The organism is Mycobacterium sp. IDUB_28 (assembly GCF_055419285.1).
Genome location: NZ_JBVAXK010000001.1, coordinates 720,187 through 739,037 on the forward strand (window position 1 = coordinate 720,187; position 18,851 = coordinate 739,037).

An 18,851-nucleotide genomic window follows, 5' to 3' on the forward strand; every position below is an offset into this window, starting at 1 on the left:
TGCTGGCCGGCCGGGATGGGGTGCGGGCCCTGCGCGGACCGCACCCCGTCCACGGGGCCGCAATGGTCGAAATGACGGTCGCCGGAGCTAAGTTAGCGCTATGCGCATTGTTCGCCTGCTGGGCGTGATCCTGACCATCGTCACCGTCGGCCTGACCGGCGGGCTGCTGGCAGCGCCGCAGGCGCAGGCGCAGCCACCGTTCCGGTTGCCGGGCTACGTCACCGACAACGCGGGCGCGCTGTCGGAGTCCGGTCGGGCCGCGGTGACGGCGGCGACCATCAAGCTCTACGGCGAACGGCGCATCCGGTTGTGGGTGGTCTATGTCGACACCTTCTCCGGGCTGGACAGTCAGACGTGGGCCGAGCAGACCTTCCGGGCCAGCGATCTGCACAGCAGCGACGCGTTGCTGGCGGTGGCCACCACCGACCGTGCGTACGCCTTCCTGGCGCGCAGCGGCTTGCCGGGCGTCAGCGCCCGACGGGTCGACGACCTGCGCCGCAACCAGATCGAACCGGCGCTGCACAACAGCGACTGGAGTGGGGCGGCGGTGGCCGCCGCGGACGGACTCAACAAGCCACCGAAGTCGACGTGGTCACCGCAGTTGCTCATCACGCTGGCGGCCATCGTCGCGGCCATCGGGGTGCTGCTGCTGATCCTGTTGCTGGTGATGCGCCGGCGTGCGCGGCGGCGCCGGGCCGATGCCCTGGCGGCGGCGCGACGGGTGGATCCCACCGATGCGACCGCGCTGGCCGCGGTCCCGTTGGACATCCTCGACGAGCTGTCCCGCTCGAAGGTGGTGGAAGTCGACAATGCGGTACGCACCAGTTCCAACGAGCTCGCACTGGCCATCGAGGAATTCGGCGAACAACGCACCGCACCGTTCACCCAGGCCGTGAACAACGCCAAAGCTGCACTGGCGCAAGCATTCACGGTGCGCCACCAACTCGACGACAGTATCCCCGAAACGCCTGCACAACGACGTGAACTGCTCACCCGGGTGATCGTCGCCGCGGCCGCCGCGGACCGTGAGTTGGAGTCCCAGACCGAAGCCTTCGAGCAGTTGCGTGATCTGGTGATCAACGCGTCGTCGCGGCTGGATACGTTGACCCAGGTGTATGTGGAACTGACCAGCCGGGTGGAGCCCGCCACCCAGCACCTGGCCGAGTTGCACAAAGAATTCGGTGCCGCGGCGCTGGCTTCGGTTTCGGCCAACGTGGACACCGCCAGAGATCGGCTGGAGTTCGCCGACCGCAACATCGCCACGGCCCGCCAATTGGCCGGCCACGCGATGAGCGGCCAGCAGACGCGACTGGCGGATTCGGTGCGCAGCGCCGAATCCGCGCTGGGACAAGCGCGTTCGCTACTCGATGCGGTGGACAGCGCAGCCGACGACATCCGGTATGCCGTCGACAACTTGCCGTCGTTGCTGTCTAACATCCAGACCGGCATCCGGCGCGCCAACGAGCTGCTGCAGAAGGCGCCGGGCAACAACGCAGCGCACACCGGTGAGCTCATCGCTGCGCGCGACGCCGCCGCCAGGGCGGTGGACAGTGCGGGCGGCCCGGCAGGGGTGCGAGGCACGTCGGACCCGCTGAGTACTTTCGCGCGGCTCACCAAGGCCGACGCCGAACTCGACCGGCTGGTGGCCACGGTGTCCCAGGAGCAGGCGAACACCGAACGCCTCCGGCGCTCGCTGGAGCAGGCGCTGTTCACCGCGGAATCCCGGGTACACGCGGTATCGGAGTACATCGACACCCGGCGCGGCAGCATCGGGCCCGAGGCAAGGACTCGGCTCGCGGAAGCCAGGCGCCAACTCGAGGCCGCTCAGCAGCGAAAGTCGTCGAACCTCAACGATGCGATCGCTTACGCCAACGGTGCCTCGACCCGGGCAGCCGAGGCGCAGGCACTGGCCAACGCCGACGTGCAGGCGGCCCAGCGCGCCTTCACCCGGCGCAACGACAGCGACACCGGCGCGGTACTGGGTGGCATCATCATCGGCGATCTGCTCAGCGGTGGCATGCGGGGCGGATTCGGTGGTTGGAGCCCGACATCCTTCGGCGGGTCGGGCTCTTCGGGATCATCCGGCGGCGGCTTCCTGGGTGGCGGCGGCCGGTTCTGAGCAGAAAGAACTGCGCACGCCCACTCGCGTTACCGCGAGCAAGCGTGCGCAGTCAGTGGCCGTGGCGGGCGCACCGACCAGCGGTGCGCCGCCCCGAACCGGGAACTTCTCTCAGGCCCAGCTGGACCCGACGGCGCTGTCAGTCTGCGCCATGTTGTTGCCGGCACTCTGGACCTTCTGGCCGTGAGTGTTGGCCTGCTCGTAGATCACCTGGAAGTTGCGGCCCAACTGGGCGATGAACTCCTGGCAAGCTACCGAACCGGCGCCGCCCCAGAAGTCACCGGCAGCCAGCACATCGCGAACGATGGCCTGGTGCTCGGCCTCCAAGTTGGCAGCCTGGGCGCGAATGAGAGCGCCGTGCGCGTCGACATCGCCGAACTGGTAATTGATTGTCATTGAACCTGTTCTCCTTGGTCTGTGAATGTTGTTAAGATGCAGCGGCTTTCGCCGCCGTCAGAGTTAGCTGCTCAGGATCTGCTGCGAAGCCTGTTCTTGCTGCTCGTAGTTGTTCGCGTCGCGAACCAACCCGTCGCGCACCCCGTGCAACATGTTCACGATGTTGCGGAAAGCGGTGTTCATCTGACCCATGGTGTCCAGCGAGGTGGCCGAGGCCAGACCGCTCCAGCCCGCACCCGCGATGTTCTGCGAGGACGCGTACATGCGACGGGCCTCGTCCTCGACGGTCTGGGCGTGGGTCTCGAAACGACCCGCCATGGCCCGCATTGCGTGCGGGTCGGTCATAAAGCGAGTTGCCATGTTGCTTTTCTCCTTATTGGTTGTGGAAGTGTTTTCGGATTTCCAGTGTTCGATCGATGTGATTACTGGCTTCGTGACGTCCCGAAGCCGTCAATCACCCGTAGCCAACGACAGTCTTGACCCCTTCTCTCATCCGGCTGCCGGCGAATGCGGGACCACGCTGCTACCGCGTGGCATCTCGAAACGTGGTTCGGCGTTCTCCGCTTCCCACTGTTTCCACTCACCCCACTCATCCCACTCGTCGTTAGTTGGTTCGATCGGTTCCGGATCGACCGCACCAGGCACCACGACGACGTCTTCGACACCAGCTTCGGAGTCCTTCGACCAGTGGTCGTAGTCATCCGGCGGGACAGCGGTACCCCAGCTCAGCGGAACTGACAATCCGCCTAGCATGCCCGACTCGCCCCGCTTCGCCGCCACAGAGTCGGGCGGCAGGGGCGGACCCAGAGGCAGAAGCACGCTGTCTCCTTCCAATGACTTCCAAACTGATGTCAACACACGCACTCAATGGCAAGCACAACCACCAAGCTCTCGAATCTTAAGACAATCCACGCTGCTATACCCCTAAAATCTCGGAATAATTTTTGGCGCAGCGTGCACTTTCCGGCCTTGCTGCCGACCGGTGCGCCGCCCCGGGCCGGTGGCCCCCGCCCGGGCCTCTGCTAAGCCGGCCCACCGTGTCCGTCGGGGGCGGCCGTCGGAAAAAACTTAGTCAATCCCACATTCCTGATCGATTTCTCAAAGAGCTGGTCGGCGACTGCAATTCGGGCCGCGGGTCCCCCAGTCCAACGTGGTCAGCGGCGTGGTCGCGCCTCAGTCGCTGCGCCGTGTTTCTCAGCGCTACGCCAGGATTGACCGACGGGCCGGCCCAGTCCTGGGCAGCGGGAAATCACTGCCGGCGAACGAGTTCCGCTACCCCGGCAGCCGGTTGTAACGTCCTTCGAGATGTGGTGCACGGTGCTGGTGTTAGCTCTTGTGGCGACCGCCGATCCGGTTCGGATCGCGGTCAGCGCGGCGCTTTCGGCGCGTCCCCGCGCCGTTGGCCCCCTGGTCGCGTTCTGGCTCGGCGGTGTCGCGATCAGCGCCACCATGGCGGTCGGGGTGTTGTTCGGATTGCGCGATCGCACAGTCGCCGTCGTGCACCGGCTGCAGATCGCCACTGCCACTTCCACCGCCGGACACGTTCAGGTGGCAATGGGCGCCGTGGCCTTACTGATTGCAGCGACCGCGGTTGGCCTGGCGTCGCGGCGTTCGCGGTTGCCGATGACGGCACCCCGACCGACGCCCTTCGCCAGGTGGTCGTCCCGCGCCCGCTGCGCCTTGCTCGCCCGGCCGGTTGCGGTGGCGTTCGCCCTGGGGGTCGGGATGCTGATCGACTTCCGGTTGCTTGCCGCGCTCACCGCGATCGTCGCCTCAGGCGCCGCGGCAGGCATCCAGCTCGGCGCTGCCGGGTTGTACACCCTGGTGGCGTTGGCCTTCGTCGAACTCCCCCTGATCGGTCGGCTGGCGGCACCCGCCAAGACCGATCAGGTGATGTCGGCGGTGACCCGGTGGGCAGCAGCCCGCCGGCAACAGCTCTTCGGAGTCGTCATCGCACTGCTGGGCGCGTTCCTGCTGAGCCGCGGATTGGCCTACCGCTGAATAAGCTTGCACCACATGCGATCTGACCCCTGAGCTGACAAAGGCGCGGACGACGCAGATCCCCCGATGCGTCACCCGCGCCTTTGACGTCGTTGGTTATCCGACTCCGGTCCGCGGGATCACGCTGGGCCGGTTCTGCACCACGTGCGGACTCGCCCCGCCGCGGCCCATCATGCCGCCGGGCATGCCTTGTCCAGCGCCACCGCCACCCATGGGCATCGGCATCATCGGCATGCCGCCGCCTGCAGCACCGGCACCGGCACCGGCGGCCTGAGCCATCTCCGCGGCGTTCATCCCGACACCCGACATCGCCGAGCTGGCCATGCCCTTGGGCACCGACCCCTGCCAGGTCGGCGGCACCGACATCGCACCCACCAGGCGCGCATTGCCCAGGCCGGCCGCCATCCCGGCGCCCAATCCAGCGCCACCACCGGCACCCAGGCCCTTCATTGGATTGACGTCGCTGGCCAGCGCCGGCATGGCGCCCAGATCGGCCGCTGTCGTCGCACCCGCCAAACCTGCGGTTCCGGCGCCGGCAGTCTGTCCCAGCTGCATCATCGGACCGATCAACATGCTGGCCGGCATCGCCCCCGCCTGCACCACCGACATCGCCATGTCCAGTGGCACCGCGGCCGCCGCCGACTGCACGCCCGCAACCAGGGCGGGCGCCGCCGCGGCGACGCCTTCGGCCACCGGGCTCAGCGCCGCCGTGGCCGACGAAGCCAATCCCGCAACATGCCCGTTGACCGTCGTGACCAATCCGGCCAAGTCAAGCGGCGGCGCACTGAACGGGGTCAAGCTGGCAGCCACCGCCGTCGCACCCGAGTGATACCCCAGCATCGCAGCCACATCCTGGGCCCACATCTCCACGTAATCGAACTCGTTGGCGAAAATCGCCGGCGTATTCAACCCCAGGAAATTCGTCGCAATCAACGTCATCAACGAGACCCGGTTCGCCTCCACCGCCAACGGATGCACCGTGGCCGTCAACGCCCCCTCAAACGACGACGCCGCCGCCCGCGCCTGGGACGCAGCCGCCTGAGCCTGCGCCGCCGCAGCCCCCAACCAGCCCACATACGGCGTCGCCGCAGCCGCCATCGACACCGACGCCGGACCCGCCCACGGACCACTGGCCAAACCCACGATCACCGAATCGAACGAATTCGCCGCCGCCGACAAATCCGCGGCCAAACTCTCCCAAGCCGCCGCGGCCACATGCAACGGACCCGACCCGGCACCGGCAAAAATCCGCGCCGAGTTGATCTCCGGCGGCAACCACGCGAAATCCAAGAACATCGCTATCCTAACCAGCCAGCCGCGTCAACGGCGCCAACAAGTACCTGCGACCTGCCCCGTACCCAGCTCACGGCTGGATCGTAAGTCAGACCGCACCGATAAGTTCGGGCTTTCACCAAATGAGCTGACGTTTTGGTTTTCGGACACCGAATCGACTTTGCTTCCAACTGAGTATATTCCACGTTCGAACATGCCACGGGCGCGAATTGCGCACCCGTCCAGATGCGTGTCCGCGCCCGTGATCGGCACCTGGCCGAGGCTTGCGACTATCCGACTCCGGTCCGCGGGATCACGCTGGGCCGGTTCTGCACCACGTGCGGACTCGCACCGCCGCGGCCCATCATGCCGCCGGGCATGCCTCCCGCCCCGGCGCCGCCGCCCATCGGCATCGGCATCGGCATCATTCCCGTGCCGGCACCGGCAGCCATCCCGGCGGGGTTGGGCATGGCGCCCAGACCCGTCATCGCCGAACTGGTCAGCGCCTTAGGTACCGACCCCTGCCAGGTTGGGGGCACCGACATCGCACCCACCAGGCGCGCATTGCCCAGGCCGGCCGCCATCCCGGAACCGAGTCCGCCGCCGCCGGCACCCAAGCCGTTGAGCGCCGGGGCGGTGTCGCCGACGAACTTGGGAAGGTCGGCCAGCCCTTCGGTGGCTCCGGCCAGTCCGGCAGCACCGGCGTTGGCGGTCTGCCCGAGCTGCATCATCGGACCGATCAACATGCTGGCCGGCATCGCCCCCGCCTGCACCGCCGACATCACGGTCGCCACCGGCACCGCGGCCGCCGCCGACTGGACGCCGGCCACCACCGACGACGCGCCCGCGGCAACCCCTTCGGCCACCGGGCTCAGCGCCGCCGAGACCGAGGTCGCCGCCCCCACGACGTGGGCGTTGACCGTCGTGGCCAGTCCGGCCAAGTCAAGCGGCGGCGCACTGAACGGGGTCAAGCTGGCAGCCACCGCCGTCGCACCCGAGTGATACCCCAGCATCGCAGCCACATCCTGGGCCCACATCTCCACGTAATCGAACTCGTTGGCGAAAATCGCCGGCGTATTCAACCCCAGGAAATTCGTCGCAATCAACGTCATCAACGAGACCCGGTTCGCCTCCACCGCCAACGGATGCACCGTGGCCGTCAACGCCCCCTCAAACGACGACGCCGCCGCCCGCGCCTGGGACGCAGCCGCCTGAGCCTGCGCCGCCGCAGCCCCCAACCAGCCCACATACGGCGTCGCCGCAGCCGCCATCGACACCGACGCCGGACCCGCCCACGGACCACTGGCCAAACCCACGATCACCGAATCGAACGAATTCGCCGCCGCCGACAAATCCGCGGCCAAACTCTCCCAAGCCGCCGCGGCCACATGCAACGGACCCGACCCGGCACCGGCAAAAATCCGCGCCGAGTTGATCTCCGGCGGCAACCACGCGAAATCCAAGAACATCGCAACCCCAACCAAGCCAGCCGCGTCAGCGGCGCCTTCCCAGTGTGGCGTCCGTCACCCGAAACAGTCCACGGCCGAATCGTAAGCCCATTTCGACGAAAAGTCTCCGAGGTTCAGGCCAATCTCTGACGATTCTCCCGCTTTTCCGGGACAACCCTGTGCGTGACCAGACAAGTGTCCAGTGGAGAGTCCAGAAATTGGACATTCCCACCCGAATCCGGTCGCGGAAGATATCAAATAATGCTCAGAAATCGCGGCCCGATATCGATGGACGAAACTCTGGAACGTCCCGAAACACCGTCGTCGGAGGCAAGATCCGGGAACGGTTCGCCACCGGGACTCCCGTCCGGTTGCACGGACCGGAGGTTGGCAGGACCATCGCTGCCGGTGCTGCGGTAGGTACCACCGGCGGGGCCGGACGGGGTCGCCGTTTCGGCAATTTCCGGAATTCGTTTTCCGGCTATCGGCATTGGCGCCCCCGGCGGGAAAGCTGCCACGGCAAGAATGGCGTGGGCGACCAATAACGGGGGCCGCGAAAGCGGCGGCATCAGCAGCCCTTGAGACGCACCGCGAGGTAGTCGCCGACGTTGCCGATGGCAACGCGCTCCTGCGTCATGGCGTCGCGCTCCCGCACCGTGACCGAGTCGTTCTCGAGCGAGTCGAAGTCGACCGTCACGCAGTAGGGCGTACCGATCTCGTCCTGGCGGCGATAACGCCGGCCGATCGCACCGGCGTCGTCGAAGTCGATGTTCCAGGATCTGCGCAATTCGGCGGCCAGGTCGCGCGCCTTCGGGCTGAGGTCTGCATGCCGGGACAACGGCAGCACCGCGGCCTTGACCGGCGCCAGGCGAGGGTCGAGTCGCAGCACCGTCCGCTTGTCCATGCCACCCTTGGCGTTGGGCGCCTCGTCCTCGGTGTACGCGTCGATCAGGAACGCCATGAACGAACGGGTCAGACCGGCCGCAGGCTCGATGACGTAGGGGGTGTAGCGGGTGTCGCCGGCCTGATCGTAGAACGACAGGTCGGTGCCGGAATGCTTTGTGTGCGTTGACAAATCGAAGTCGGTCCGGTTGGCGACGCCTTCCAACTCCCCCCACGGGTTGCCTTGGAAGCCGAATTTGTACTCGATGTCGACGGTGCGGTCGGAGTAATGCGACAGCTTTTCCTTGGGATGTTCGTAGAGCCGCAGGTTCTCCGGATCGATACCCAGATCGATGTACCACTCACGCCGGGTGTCGATCCAGTACTGATGCCACTCCTTGGCCGTCGAGGGCTCGACGAAGAATTCCATCTCCATCTGCTCGAACTCGCGGGTGCGGAAGATGAAGTTGCCGGGGGTGATCTCGTTGCGGAAGCTCTTCCCGATCTGCCCGATGCCGAACGGCGGCTTGCGGCGCGCGGTCGTTACCACGTTGGCGAAGTTGACGAAGATGCCTTGGGCGGTCTCTGGGCGCAGATAGTGCAGTCCCTCCTCGGTCTCGATGGGACCGAGATACGTCTTGAGCATCATGTTGAATTCGCGCGGTTCGGTCCATTGACCCTTGGTGCCGCAGTCCGGGCAGACAATCTCAGCCATCGGCACGGCCTCAGGATCGGGCAGACCCTTCTTCAGGGCGAAGGCCTCCTGCATATGGTCCTGCCGGTGCCGCTTATGACAGTTCAGGCACTCCACCAGCGGATCGTGGAAGACCTCGACGTGACCGGAGGCAACCCACACCTCGCGCGGCAGGATGATCGACGAATCGAGTCCCACGACGTCGTCGCGGCCGGTGACCACCGCCCGCCACCACTGGCGTTTGACGTTCTCCTTGAGTTCGACGCCCAGCGGGCCGTAGTCCCACGCCGACCTGGTGCCCCCGTAGATTTCGCCGGCAGGGAACACGAAGCCACGGCGTTTGGCCAGGTTGACCACGCTGTCGATTACAGACGCCACGGGGCGTGTGCTCCCTTCGGAAGTGCTGGCCGGCGCAGGCGACATGACCGCCGCCCGTAAAACATCAGTCATGGTAGCGACCGTCGTGCCGGTCTTTGACATGCATCATCATGCATGTGACAGTGGAGAGCGGTCCGAATGCAAGGTACTTGGGCATGCTTGGTGGCTCGGCATGGCTGGTCAATCGATGAGGTGGTGACTCTTACGGTGACGTCGCCGTCGACTCCAACTGCCGCCGATGACGACCTGGTCGGGCCGCACGAGCACGGTGCTGACGGGTTCGGGGCACACCCCGTGTATCCGACGCCGCCGTCCCGCGAAATTCTGGATGCCGCCGGGGAATTGCTGCGCGCGCTGGCCGCCCCGGTGCGGATCGCGATCGTGCTGCAGTTGCGCGAATCCCAGCGCTGCGTACACGAGTTGGTCGACGCGCTGGGCGTGCCTCAGCCGTTGGTGAGCCAGCACCTGAAGATCCTCAAGGCGGCCGGGGTGGTCGCCGGGGAGCGGTCGGGTCGCGAAGTGCTCTACCGGCTCGCCGACCACCACCTGGCGCACATCGTGCTCGACGCAGTCGACCACGCCGGCGAGGACCTCGCATGACCGGCACCCGCGCCGACACCGGTGCAGGGGCATCTCCCGCTCGCGGGGGACGGAGCGAAGGAGTGGCGCCGTGACTGAGGTGAGTGTCCGTTCCACCCGGCAGCGGGCGGCCATCTCGTCGCTGCTGGAGACGCTGGACGAGTTCCGGTCGGCCCAGGAACTGCACGACGAATTGCGCCGCCGCGGGGAGAACATCGGGCTGACCACCGTCTACCGCACGCTGCAGTCGATGGCCACCGCAGGCATGGTCGACACGCTGCGAACCGACACCGGTGAATCGGTCTATCGCCGGTGCTCGGATCATCATCACCACCATCTGGTGTGCCGCAGCTGCGGCTCCACCATCGAGGTGGGCGACCACGAAGTCGAGACCTGGGCGGCCGAAGTAGCCGCCAAATACGGCTACTCCGATGTCAGCCACACCATCGAGATCTTCGGCACCTGCTCGGACTGCCGCTGACCGATGCGGTCAGCCGGTCAGCTCACCGCGAATCCGCGCCCCGCTGTCCAGCACCAACAAGATCAGCGTGCGCAGCGCGTCATCCGTCAGGCCGGCGCCGGGGAAGTTGTAGCGCAGCATCACATCGGCGGTCTTGCCCTTCTGCAACAGCGTCACCGACCCGAAGTTCAAATCCCTTGCCTGCCTGGTCACCCGGTCGCTGAGCTTTCGGGACAGCGGCACATCCCAGGCCAATATCTGGGTCAGCGCCACCATGTCGAGGTCTTCGACGATGTTCACCGACCGCAACGAAGCGAAAGTGCCCCCATGCCGGACGGTCAGCGCACCGTCGGCTTCCTCCTCGACGGTCAGCACATCGCCCAGAATCGAGGCGAGGCGTTGCTGCAGCGACGGCATCAGGCGCTCCCGAACCGTCGATTGCGGGAGGCGTATTCCTCGCACGCGGCCCACAGATCGCGGCGGTCATAGTCGGGCCACAGCTTGTCCTGGAAGATGAACTCAGCGTAGGCCGCCTGCCACAGCATGAAGTTGCTGGATCGCTGCTCCCCCGAGGTGCGCAGGAACAGGTCCACGTCCGGGATGTCGGGACGCTGCAGGTGACGGGCAATCGTGGACTCGCTGATGCGGTCCGGGTTGAGGCGGCCGGCCGCGACCTGTTCGGCGATGCGGCGGGTGGCTTCGGCGATCTCGGCGCGGCCACCGTAGTTGACGCAGTAGTTGATGGTGATGACGTCGTTGTTCTTCGTGACTTCCTCGGCGATCGCCAGTTCGTTGATGACGCTGCGCCACAGGCGTGGTCGGGAACCCACCCAGCGGATCCGGACCCCCATCTCGTTGAGGATTTCGCGACGGCGCCGTACCACGTCGCGGTTGAAGCCCATCAGAAAGCGCACTTCTTCGGGCGACCGCTTCCAGTTCTCCGTGGAGAAGGCGTAGAGGCTCAGCCATTTGATCCCGAGTTCGACTGCGCCGCAAGCGATGTCGATGACCACCGCCTCGCCCATCTTGTGACCCTCGGTGCGGCTCAGGCCGCGCTGAGTGGCCCAGCGGCCGTTGCCGTCCATCACGATGGCGACATGATTGGGCAACTGGGCGGTCGGGATTCGGGGCGCGACCGCCTTGGACGTGTGCTGCGGCGGGCGTCGCGGCCCCCCGTCGGGTGACGGTGGCAGCTGCGGGAAGACGACGGGCCACGTCGAGGTGTCGGGAAAGGTCGGATAGTCCTCGGGCGCCGGGGGCAGTTGGGGGAAGTCCGCCGACGTCAGCTTCCGCTCGGCCTTAGCCACACTCGCTATCCTGCCCGATCAGCGCGGCGCGGCGGTCGGCCAGGGTGTGGTCGGCCCGGTAGTCCCGCTCCACCAGCGGCAGCGTTTTGAGTTGTCGCTCCAGATGCCACTGCAGGTGGGCGGCGACCAGCCCGCTGACGTAGCTGCGGTGCGCTTGCGACGACCGCTCAGCGCTGGCCCAGTCACCGTCGTGCAGCGCCGACATCAGGTCCACCACGCCCAGCGGCGGCGTGGTCGCCCCGGCCGGACGGCAGTGCGCGCAGACGCTGCCCCCAGCGGCGATGTGGAACGCCCGATGCGGACCGGGTGTGGCACAGCGGGCACATTCGGTCAGCGCCGGCGCCCACCCGGCGGTGGCCATGGCACGCAACAGATAGGCGTCCAGCAGCAGCTCACGGGCCCGGCGACCGTCGGCTACCGCCCGCAGCGCGCTGACCGTGAGCCGGTGCAGAGCCGGTGCGGGGGCGCGTTCCTCCCCGGCCAGGCGTTCGGCGGTCTCCAATATCGCGCACCCGCAGGTGTAGCGGCCATAGTCGCTGACGATGTCGGTGGCGAACGCGTCCACGGAAACGACCTGGGTGACGATATCGAGGTTGCGGCCCGGATACAGCTGCGCGTCGATGTGCGCGAACGGCTCCAATCGAGCACCGAATTTGCTGCGGGTGCGACGCACCCCCTTGGCGACCGCTCGGACCAACCCGTGATCACGGGTCAGCAAGGTGACGATTCGGTCGGCTTCGCCGAGCTTATGCTGACGCAGCACAACAGCCCGGTCTCGATACAGCCGCATCGCACTAGTTTTGCACCCCGCCGCGACATTGCGGGGATCCGCGCCGATAGTCTCGTACCCCGTGGTCGGCGCTTCTCAGTCCGGTTCCGGGGCCTCTTCCGGCTCCGGCTACCAGCGTTTGCCCACGTTGACCGACCTGTTGTATCAGCTGGCCACCCGTAAAGTCACCGCCGCCGAGCTGGCTCGGCGATCCCTGCACGCCATCGATGTGAGCCAGTCCACATTGAACGCTTTCCGGGTGGTGCTCACCGAGTCGGCGCTGGCCGACGCCGCCGCGGCCGACCGCCGCCGCGCCGCCGGCGACACCGCGCCGCTGCTGGGCATCCCGATTGCGGTCAAGGACGACGTCGACGTTGCTGGCGTGCCGACCGCATTCGGCACCGACGGATACGTCCGGCCCGCCACCCAGGACAGTGAGGTCGTTCGCCGCCTCAAGGCAGCCGGCGCTGTGATCGTCGGCAAGACCAACACGTGCGAACTGGGCCAGTGGCCGTTCACCAGCGGTCCCGGGTTCGGGCACACCCGCAACCCCTGGTCGCGCCGGCACACTCCGGGCGGCTCGTCGGGGGGCAGCGCGGCTGCTGTGGCGGCCGGCCTGGTGACCGCGGCCATCGGTTCCGACGGCGCCGGCAGTGTGCGTATCCCGGCCGCCTGGACCCATCTGGTGGGCATCAAACCCCAGCGTGGCCGTATCTCCACCTGGCCGGAACCCGAATCGTTCAACGGCCTCACGGTGCACGGCGTGCTGGCCCGCACCGTGGCCGACGCGGCGCTGGTGCTGGATGCGGCCTCCGGCAACGTCGAAGGTGACCTGCACAAACCTCCCCCGCTGACAGCGTCCGACTATGTGAGCATCGCGCCCGGTCCGTTGAAGATCGCCCTGTCCACCGGGTTCCCGTACACCTTCTTCCGGACCAAGCTGCATCCTGAGATCCTGGCCGCCACCCAGCAGGTGGGCGAACAACTGGAATTGCTGGGCCACAAGGTGGTCAACGGCAACCCCGACTATGGACTGCGGCTGTCCTGGGACTTTCTGGCCAGGTCCACCTCTGCGCTCTGGGCCTGGCAGGAGCGGATAGGCGACGGCGTCGACTGGGACCCCCGCACGCTGGCCAACATGCGCACCGGCCACATGCTTTCGCAAGCGACGCTGCGCAGCGCGCGCCGGCACGAGGCGGCCGACCAGCGCCGGGTGCGGTCGATCTTCAACATCGTCGACGTGGTGCTGGCGCCGACCACCGCTCAGCCGCCGCCGCAGGCGCGGGCCTTCGACCGGATGAGCGCCGTGGCCACCGACCGCGCCATCATCGCGGCGTGCCCGTACACCTGGCCGTGGAACGTGCTGGGCTGGCCGTCGATCAACGTGCCGGCCGGTTTCACCTCCGACGGGCTGCCGATCGGCGTGCAGCTGATGGGCCCGGCCAACAGCGAAGGCATGCTGATCTCGCTGGCCGCCGAACTGGAAGCCGTCAGCGGCTGGGCGGCCAAGCAGCCGGAGGTGTGGTGGAACACCGGCAACAACGTGCCGCCCATGCACAGCGTCCGGCAGCCGCCGTCGCGAAGGCGCTAGCGGCGGTCGCGGCAGGTGTTGCGGTAGGGCATCGCATGTGGCGACTCAGAAGCCAAGGCGCCCAAGCTGTTTGGGATCGCGTTGCCAGTTCTTGGCCACCTTGACCCGCAAGTCGAGGTACACCTTGGTGCCGAGCAGCTTCTCGATCTGAGTGCGTGCGGCGCTGCCCACCTCGCGAAGACGCGCGCCGCCCTTGCCGATCACGATGCCTTTCTGGCTGTCCCGCTCGACATACAGCACGGCGTACACATCGATCAGGTCGTCGCGCCCCTCGCGCGGCTCGACCTCGTCGATCACCACGGCCAGCGAATGCGGCAGCTCGTCGCGCACCCCTTCCAGGGCGGCCTCGCGGATCAGCTCGGCCATCAGCACCTCTTCGGGTTCGTCGGTCAGCTCGCCGTCAGGGTAGTAAGCCGGACCGGGCGGCAACGCCGCGGCCAGCACCTCGATCAACACGTCCACCTGCGCACCGGAAACGGCTGAGACCGGGACGATTTCGGCCGCTGTCGGAACGAGTTCGCTGACCGCCACCAGCTGGGCGGCCACCCGGTCTTTCGGCACCTTGTCGATCTTGGTGACGATGGCCACCAGCGTGGTCTTCGGGGCGACCGACGCGATCTGTTCGACGATCCAGCGGTCCCCCGGACCGATCGGTTCGTCGGCCGGGATGCACAGCCCGATGATGTCGACCTCGGTGTAGGTGTCGCGGACCAGGTCGTTGAGGCGCTTACCCAGCAGGGTGCGCGGCCGGTGCAGACCCGGGGTGTCCACCAGCACGATCTGGAAGTTCTCCCGGTGCACGATCCCGCGAATGGTGTGTCGGGTGGTCTGCGGACGCATCGAGGTGATCGCCACTTTCGCACCGACGAGCGCGTTGGTCAGAGTCGACTTGCCGGTGTTGGGGCGTCCCACCAAACACACGAAGCCGGAACGGAATTCGTCGCTGGTCACAGCGTCCCCAACTCGTCGAGGAGCTCACTCATCGTCGTCCTCTTCCGTCTCGACCGGACTGAGCAGGACGGTGCCGATCCGGACCCGGCCCCGGTGGTCACGGCCGCCTTCGGCGTGCAGCAGCAGGCCGTGCGAAACCACTTCGGCACCCGGCAGCGGCACCCGGCCCAATTCCAGGGCCAGCAGGCCGCCCACCGTGTCCACGTCGAGATCGTCGTCGAACTCGACACCGTACAACTCGCCCACGTCCTCGATCGGCAACCGGGCGGACACCCGGAAGCGGTTGTCCCCCAGCTCTTCCACCGGCGCGGTCTCGGCTTCGTCGTACTCGTCGGCGATCTCCCCGACGATCTCCTCCAGGACGTCCTCGATGCTCACCAGTCCTGCGATGGCGCCGTATTCGTCGACCAGCAGCGCCATGTGGTTGCGGTCGCGCTGCATTTCACGCAACAGCGCGTCCAGCGGTTTGGAGTCCGGCACGAAAACCGCCGGGCGCATCACCTGCGCCACCGACGACTCGCGACTGGCGTCGCCGGCGAACCACCGTTGCCGCACCAGATCTTTCAGATACACCACCCCGAGGATGTCGTCGACGTTCTCGCCGATCACCGGGATGCGGGAATGTCCGCTGCGCACCGCCAGCGCGATCGCCTGTCCGGCGGACTTGTCGCCCTCGATCCACACCATCTCGGTCCGTGGCACCATCACCTCGCGCGCCGGAGTGTCGCCGAGTTCGAAAACCGACTCGATCATCCGGCGCTCGTCGGCGGCCACCACGCCGCGCTGCTGAGCCAGGTCGACGACTTCGCGCAATTCGATTTCGGATGCGAACGGCCCGTTGCGGAAACCGCGGCCGGGGGTGAGTGCGTTGCCCAGCAACACCAGCAACCGGCTGACCGGCATCAGCAACCACGACATCACTTGCAGCGGAAGCGCGGTCGCCAGCGCAATCGAGTAGGCGTGCTGGCGGCCGAGGGTGCGCGGACCGACACCGATGGCGACGAAACTGGTGACGACCATCAGGGCCGCCGCGTAGTACAGCCCCCAGTGGTGGCTCACGTGATCCCGGAAAGTGACCACCAATAGCGCTGTCGCGGTGATCTCGCACACGATGCGCAGCAACACCACCAAGTTGATGTAGCGGGGCCGATCGGCCACGACCTTCTGCAACGCCTGGGCGCCGGGCCGCTCGTCGCGCACCAGCTCCTGGACGCGGGCCAGGGACACCGTGCTGACGGCGGCGTCGAGCATCGCAAAGAGTCCGCCCAGACCGATCAACACGATCGCACCGAGCACTTGCGACAGGCCGGTCAATTCTCGAAATACCTTGACTTGTCCAATAACCGGCGGTCGCGTTCTTCCTGCCGATTGAGTTGATACGCCTCGACCTGTTCGGCCACCCATTCCTCGAGCAGCCGGTCCTGCAGCGCGAACATCTCGCGTTCCTCGGCGGGTTCGCCGTGGTCGTAGCCGAGCAGGTGCAGCACGCCGTGAATGGTGAGCAGCGCCAGTTCGTGTCCGAGACTGTGGCCCGCAGCGGCCGCCTGCTTGGCTGCGAATTCCGGGCACAACACGATGTCACCGAGCATGGCCGGTCCCGGGTCGGGCGCGTCGGGCCGTCCACCCGGTTCGAGCTCGTCCATCGGGAAGCTCATCACGTCGGTTGGCCCGGGCAGATCCATCCAGCGCATGTGCAGGTCGGCCATGGCCGCGGTGTCCAGCAGCACCATGGACAGTTCGGCGGCCGGGTGGACGTCCATCTGCGCGATGACGAACCGCGCGACGCTGACCAGCTCGACTTCCGAGACGTCGATGCCGGACTCGTTGGAGACTTCGATGCTCATATGACGTTCACGCACTCATCATCGACGATTGCGACCGCCGGATGCCCGCCGAGCCGCCCGGTTCATACCGTTGGCGGGCTCCTCGTACCGCGCGTAGGCGTCCACGATTTCCCCGACGAGCCGATGGCGGACCACATCCTGGCTGGTCAACTCGGCGATGTGGATGTCGTCGATGTCGTCGAGGATGTCGACCGCCGCCCGCAGGCCTGATCGCGCGCCGCCGGGCAGGTCGACCTGGGTGACGTCACCGGTGACCACGACCTTGGACCCGAAGCCGAGCCGGGTGAGGAACATCTTCATCTGCTCGGCGGTGGTGTTCTGCGCCTCGTCGAGGACGATGAACGCGTCGTTCAACGTGTTATGGGTGAGCAGGAAATCCTGGGTCACGTACAACGAGTCCGCCGCCGCGACCTGGATGCACACTGCTTCTTCAGTTCCGGCTGGCTCGATGCTGTCCACGAATCGCATCGGATGACCGCCGCTGTCGGCTTCGTACTCGACCGCTTTCCGAGTCGACCGGAATGGAACGAGGCCGGCAGGCAGACGAATGTTCAGAATGTTGGCGTCCGATCGGTAATAGACCGCTCGGCCTCCAGCGAGTCCTGGTTTCCGTCCCGCGGCAGGCCCGGTGCGCTGGTAAACGACACCGCCGAGTGACTGAACAAGGAAGGTCACGTCATCGCGCAACCGGTCGGAGACCGTCGTCATCTGAATACGACACCTGCGGCCCTGCTGACTGACGAGACCTCCGTCACTGTCGAGCAAACCCTGCAGGACCGCCAGCCGTACATCAGGCGAGTTGAGCAGGTAATCCTTCGGAATGAACTTGGTATCCGATGTCGTGCCCGCCAGGTTGAGCTGGCGCAGTGCAACCGTGACCGGGTTCGGCATCGACCCGCGGGGACGACCGGCGCGGTTGAGCACGTACTCCAATTCTGACGTTTGCCGCATCTCGATGCCGGGAATCAGCCGGGCCAACGCTGCGGCCAGTTCGGGATCGGCGGTCGAAAAGGTTGGTGTCGTCGCACATGTGATGCACCCGTCGCCCAGCAGCAGGCCCAGCGCGTACGGATCGAGCGGGACTGGCCGCGGCGCAAAGCTGACCGGCGCACTCAGTAGCGGCAGTTCGTAGCGGTGGTAGTGCGCCGCCCGCAGGTTGCCGATCATCTCTTTGGTCTGCAGCACACGAGCGGGCTTGCCCCGACGCCGATCAGATCGCGTGTAGACCGACCAGAGGTGATCCCCGGACGCCAATGTCGACGAGCCGTCCTGGGTCGAGACGCGATAGATTTCCTTGAAACCTTGCGGATAGACCCCTAATACCTTCGTCGGGTGGCCGTCCGAGCCGATGACGAAGTCTCCGACTTCGAGGTCGCCGATCGGCCGGAACCCTTCCGGCGTAAGGACTTTCGTGGACAACGGCTGCGCCCTACCACGCATGTACGCCAGCGGCGCCACTTCGATCACCCCGGCCGACATCAGCTTCGGGATCAGCTCGGAATCCATCATGTCGTAGAGCGCGTCGTACAGCGGCCGCAGATAGGGGTCGATCTTCTCGCTGAGCGTGCCGGGCAGAAAGCCAAGGCGCTCACCGGCTTCCACCGCCGGGCGGGTCAGGATGATCCGGGTCACCTGCTTGGTCTGCAACGCGTGCACGGCCTTAGCCATGGCCAGATACGTCTTGCCGGTGCCGGCCGGGCCGATCCCGAACACGATGGTGTGGTTGTCGATCGCGTCCACGTAGTGCTTCTGGTTGAGCGTCTTGGGCCGGATCGTCTTGCCGCGCCGCGACAGGATGTCCAACGTGAGGACCTCGGCCGGCGATTCGTTGCCGGTGCCGACGAGCATGGCGACGCTGCGACGCACCACTTCCGGTGTCAGCGACTGGCCGCGACCGGCAATGGCCACCAACTCGGCAACCGCGCGTTCGGCGAGCGCCACGTCGGCGGGCTCGCCGGAGATGCTGACGGTATTGCCGCGCACATGCAGCCCCGCACTGAGGTCGCGCTCGAGAGCACGCAGATTCTCGTCGGCCGAGCCGAGCAGGCCCACGACGAGGTCGGGCGGAACGTCGATGCTGCTGCGCACTTGAGAGTTGGGCTGACGAGCAGCCTCAGCAGCGCGGGTCTCGCGGGGCGTCACGTGGTCTCTGCTACCTGA

The 18,851-nt window shown here is 66.7% G+C and carries 17 protein-coding genes and 3 pseudogenes; 5 read left to right on the forward strand and 15 right to left on the reverse strand.

All coding sequences use genetic code 11. From position 1 onward, the window contains the following. Window positions 1–100 precede the first annotated feature (100 nt). Window positions 101–2,119, forward strand: coding sequence for a TPM domain-containing protein (locus tag ACZYZ9_RS03355; RefSeq protein WP_463824767.1), 2,019 nt, complete (start codon window positions 101–103; stop codon window positions 2,117–2,119). 111 nt (window positions 2,120–2,230) lie between these two features. Here ACZYZ9_RS03355 and ACZYZ9_RS03360 read toward each other — a convergent pair whose 3' ends face one another. The 3 genes from ACZYZ9_RS03360 to ACZYZ9_RS03370 form a co-directional block, all read right to left on the reverse strand. Beyond that, window positions 2,231–2,515, reverse strand: coding sequence for a WXG100 family type VII secretion target (locus ACZYZ9_RS03360; RefSeq protein WP_463824768.1), 285 nt, complete (start codon window positions 2,513–2,515; stop codon window positions 2,231–2,233). Between the two features lie 63 nt (window positions 2,516–2,578). Continuing rightward, window positions 2,579–2,875 (reverse strand): WXG100 family type VII secretion target, encoded by a 297-nt coding sequence (locus tag ACZYZ9_RS03365; RefSeq protein WP_463824769.1) that lies wholly within the window; start codon window positions 2,873–2,875, stop codon window positions 2,579–2,581. A 129-nt stretch (window positions 2,876–3,004) separates the two neighbouring features. Then, a complete protein-coding gene (locus tag ACZYZ9_RS03370) occupies window positions 3,005–3,334 on the reverse strand; it encodes a hypothetical protein (RefSeq protein WP_463824770.1) in 330 nt (109 codons plus the stop codon). A gap of 486 nt (window positions 3,335–3,820) precedes the next feature. On the opposite strand from ACZYZ9_RS03370, the gene ACZYZ9_RS03375 reads away from it, so the two are divergent. Beyond that, window positions 3,821–4,516: a GAP family protein gene (locus ACZYZ9_RS03375; RefSeq protein WP_463824771.1), complete on the forward strand. Its 696-nt coding sequence runs from the start codon at window positions 3,821–3,823 to the stop codon at window positions 4,514–4,516. A gap of 96 nt (window positions 4,517–4,612) precedes the next feature. Here the strand turns inward: ACZYZ9_RS03375 and ACZYZ9_RS03380 are convergent, their stop codons facing one another. The 3 genes from ACZYZ9_RS03380 to ACZYZ9_RS03390 form a co-directional block, all read right to left on the reverse strand. Next, entirely contained in the window at window positions 4,613–5,812 is a 1,200-nt protein-coding gene (locus tag ACZYZ9_RS03380; protein WP_463824772.1) for a PPE family protein, read from the reverse strand. A gap of 266 nt (window positions 5,813–6,078) precedes the next feature. Further along, entirely contained in the window at window positions 6,079–7,257 is a 1,179-nt protein-coding gene (locus tag ACZYZ9_RS03385) for a PPE family protein (protein ID WP_463824773.1), read from the reverse strand. Window positions 7,258–7,804: 547 nt separating this feature from the next. Next, window positions 7,805–9,235 (reverse strand): glycine--tRNA ligase, encoded by a 1,431-nt coding sequence (locus ACZYZ9_RS03390; RefSeq protein ID WP_463824939.1) that lies wholly within the window; start codon window positions 9,233–9,235, stop codon window positions 7,805–7,807. A 150-nt stretch (window positions 9,236–9,385) separates the two neighbouring features. Here ACZYZ9_RS03390 and ACZYZ9_RS03395 point away from each other — a divergent pair, with 150 nt between their 5' ends. Together ACZYZ9_RS03395 and ACZYZ9_RS03400 are read left to right on the forward strand one after the other, a co-directional pair. Next, window positions 9,386–9,790, forward strand: a complete 405-nt coding sequence (locus ACZYZ9_RS03395) for an ArsR/SmtB family transcription factor (protein WP_463824940.1) — start codon at window positions 9,386–9,388, stop codon at window positions 9,788–9,790. A 70-nt stretch (window positions 9,791–9,860) separates the two neighbouring features. Continuing rightward, complete coding sequence (locus ACZYZ9_RS03400; RefSeq protein WP_463824774.1) at window positions 9,861–10,250, forward strand: Fur family transcriptional regulator; 390 nt, start codon at window positions 9,861–9,863, stop codon at window positions 10,248–10,250. Between the two features lie 9 nt (window positions 10,251–10,259). Here ACZYZ9_RS03400 and ACZYZ9_RS03405 read toward each other — a convergent pair whose 3' ends face one another. Genes ACZYZ9_RS03405 through recO form a run of 3 tightly spaced genes read right to left on the reverse strand, consistent with a single transcriptional unit; the run spans window position 10,260 to window position 12,326 of the window. Further along, window positions 10,260–10,646 carry a hypothetical protein gene (locus ACZYZ9_RS03405; protein WP_463824775.1) on the reverse strand — a complete coding sequence of 129 codons (387 nt, stop codon included), beginning with the start codon at window positions 10,644–10,646 and terminating at the stop codon, window positions 10,260–10,262. Then, window positions 10,646–11,536, reverse strand: coding sequence for a decaprenyl diphosphate synthase (locus ACZYZ9_RS03410; RefSeq protein ID WP_463824776.1), 891 nt, complete (start codon window positions 11,534–11,536; stop codon window positions 10,646–10,648). The genes ACZYZ9_RS03405 and ACZYZ9_RS03410 overlap by 1 nt, the downstream gene beginning before the upstream one ends. Continuing rightward, window positions 11,529–12,326: a DNA repair protein RecO gene (recO, locus tag ACZYZ9_RS03415; protein WP_463824777.1), complete on the reverse strand. Its 798-nt coding sequence runs from the start codon at window positions 12,324–12,326 to the stop codon at window positions 11,529–11,531. Before recO ends, ACZYZ9_RS03410 begins: the two co-directional genes overlap by 8 nt. Before the next feature lie 61 nt (window positions 12,327–12,387). On the opposite strand from recO, the gene ACZYZ9_RS03420 reads away from it, so the two are divergent. Continuing rightward, window positions 12,388–13,896 (forward strand): amidase, encoded by a 1,509-nt coding sequence (locus ACZYZ9_RS03420; RefSeq protein ID WP_463824778.1) that lies wholly within the window; start codon window positions 12,388–12,390, stop codon window positions 13,894–13,896. A 45-nt stretch (window positions 13,897–13,941) separates the two neighbouring features. Here ACZYZ9_RS03420 and era read toward each other — a convergent pair whose 3' ends face one another. The 6 genes and pseudogenes from era to ACZYZ9_RS03450 all read right to left on the reverse strand — a co-directional run. Next, window positions 13,942–14,847, reverse strand: coding sequence for a GTPase Era (gene era, locus ACZYZ9_RS03425; RefSeq protein WP_463824779.1), 906 nt, complete (start codon window positions 14,845–14,847; stop codon window positions 13,942–13,944). Between the two features lie 24 nt (window positions 14,848–14,871). After that, on the reverse strand, window positions 14,872–16,161 hold the full coding sequence (locus ACZYZ9_RS03430) for a hemolysin family protein (protein WP_463824780.1): 1,290 nt from the start codon (window positions 16,159–16,161) through the stop codon (window positions 14,872–14,874). Then, a complete protein-coding gene (gene ybeY, locus ACZYZ9_RS03435; protein WP_463824781.1) occupies window positions 16,158–16,691 on the reverse strand; it encodes an rRNA maturation RNase YbeY in 534 nt (177 codons plus the stop codon). The genes ACZYZ9_RS03430 and ybeY overlap by 4 nt, the downstream gene beginning before the upstream one ends. Window positions 16,692–16,709: 18 nt before the next feature. Next, a pseudogene (locus ACZYZ9_RS03440) lies at window positions 16,710–17,318 on the reverse strand (PhoH family protein); the annotation flags it as partial. Between the two features lie 9 nt (window positions 17,319–17,327). After that, window positions 17,328–18,131: pseudogene (locus tag ACZYZ9_RS03445) on the reverse strand (LAGLIDADG family homing endonuclease); the annotation flags it as partial. After that, window positions 18,120–18,833: pseudogene (locus tag ACZYZ9_RS03450) on the reverse strand (PhoH family protein); the annotation flags it as partial. The pseudogenes ACZYZ9_RS03450 and ACZYZ9_RS03445, both read right to left, overlap by 12 nt. Window positions 18,834–18,851: the final 18 nt, after the last annotated feature.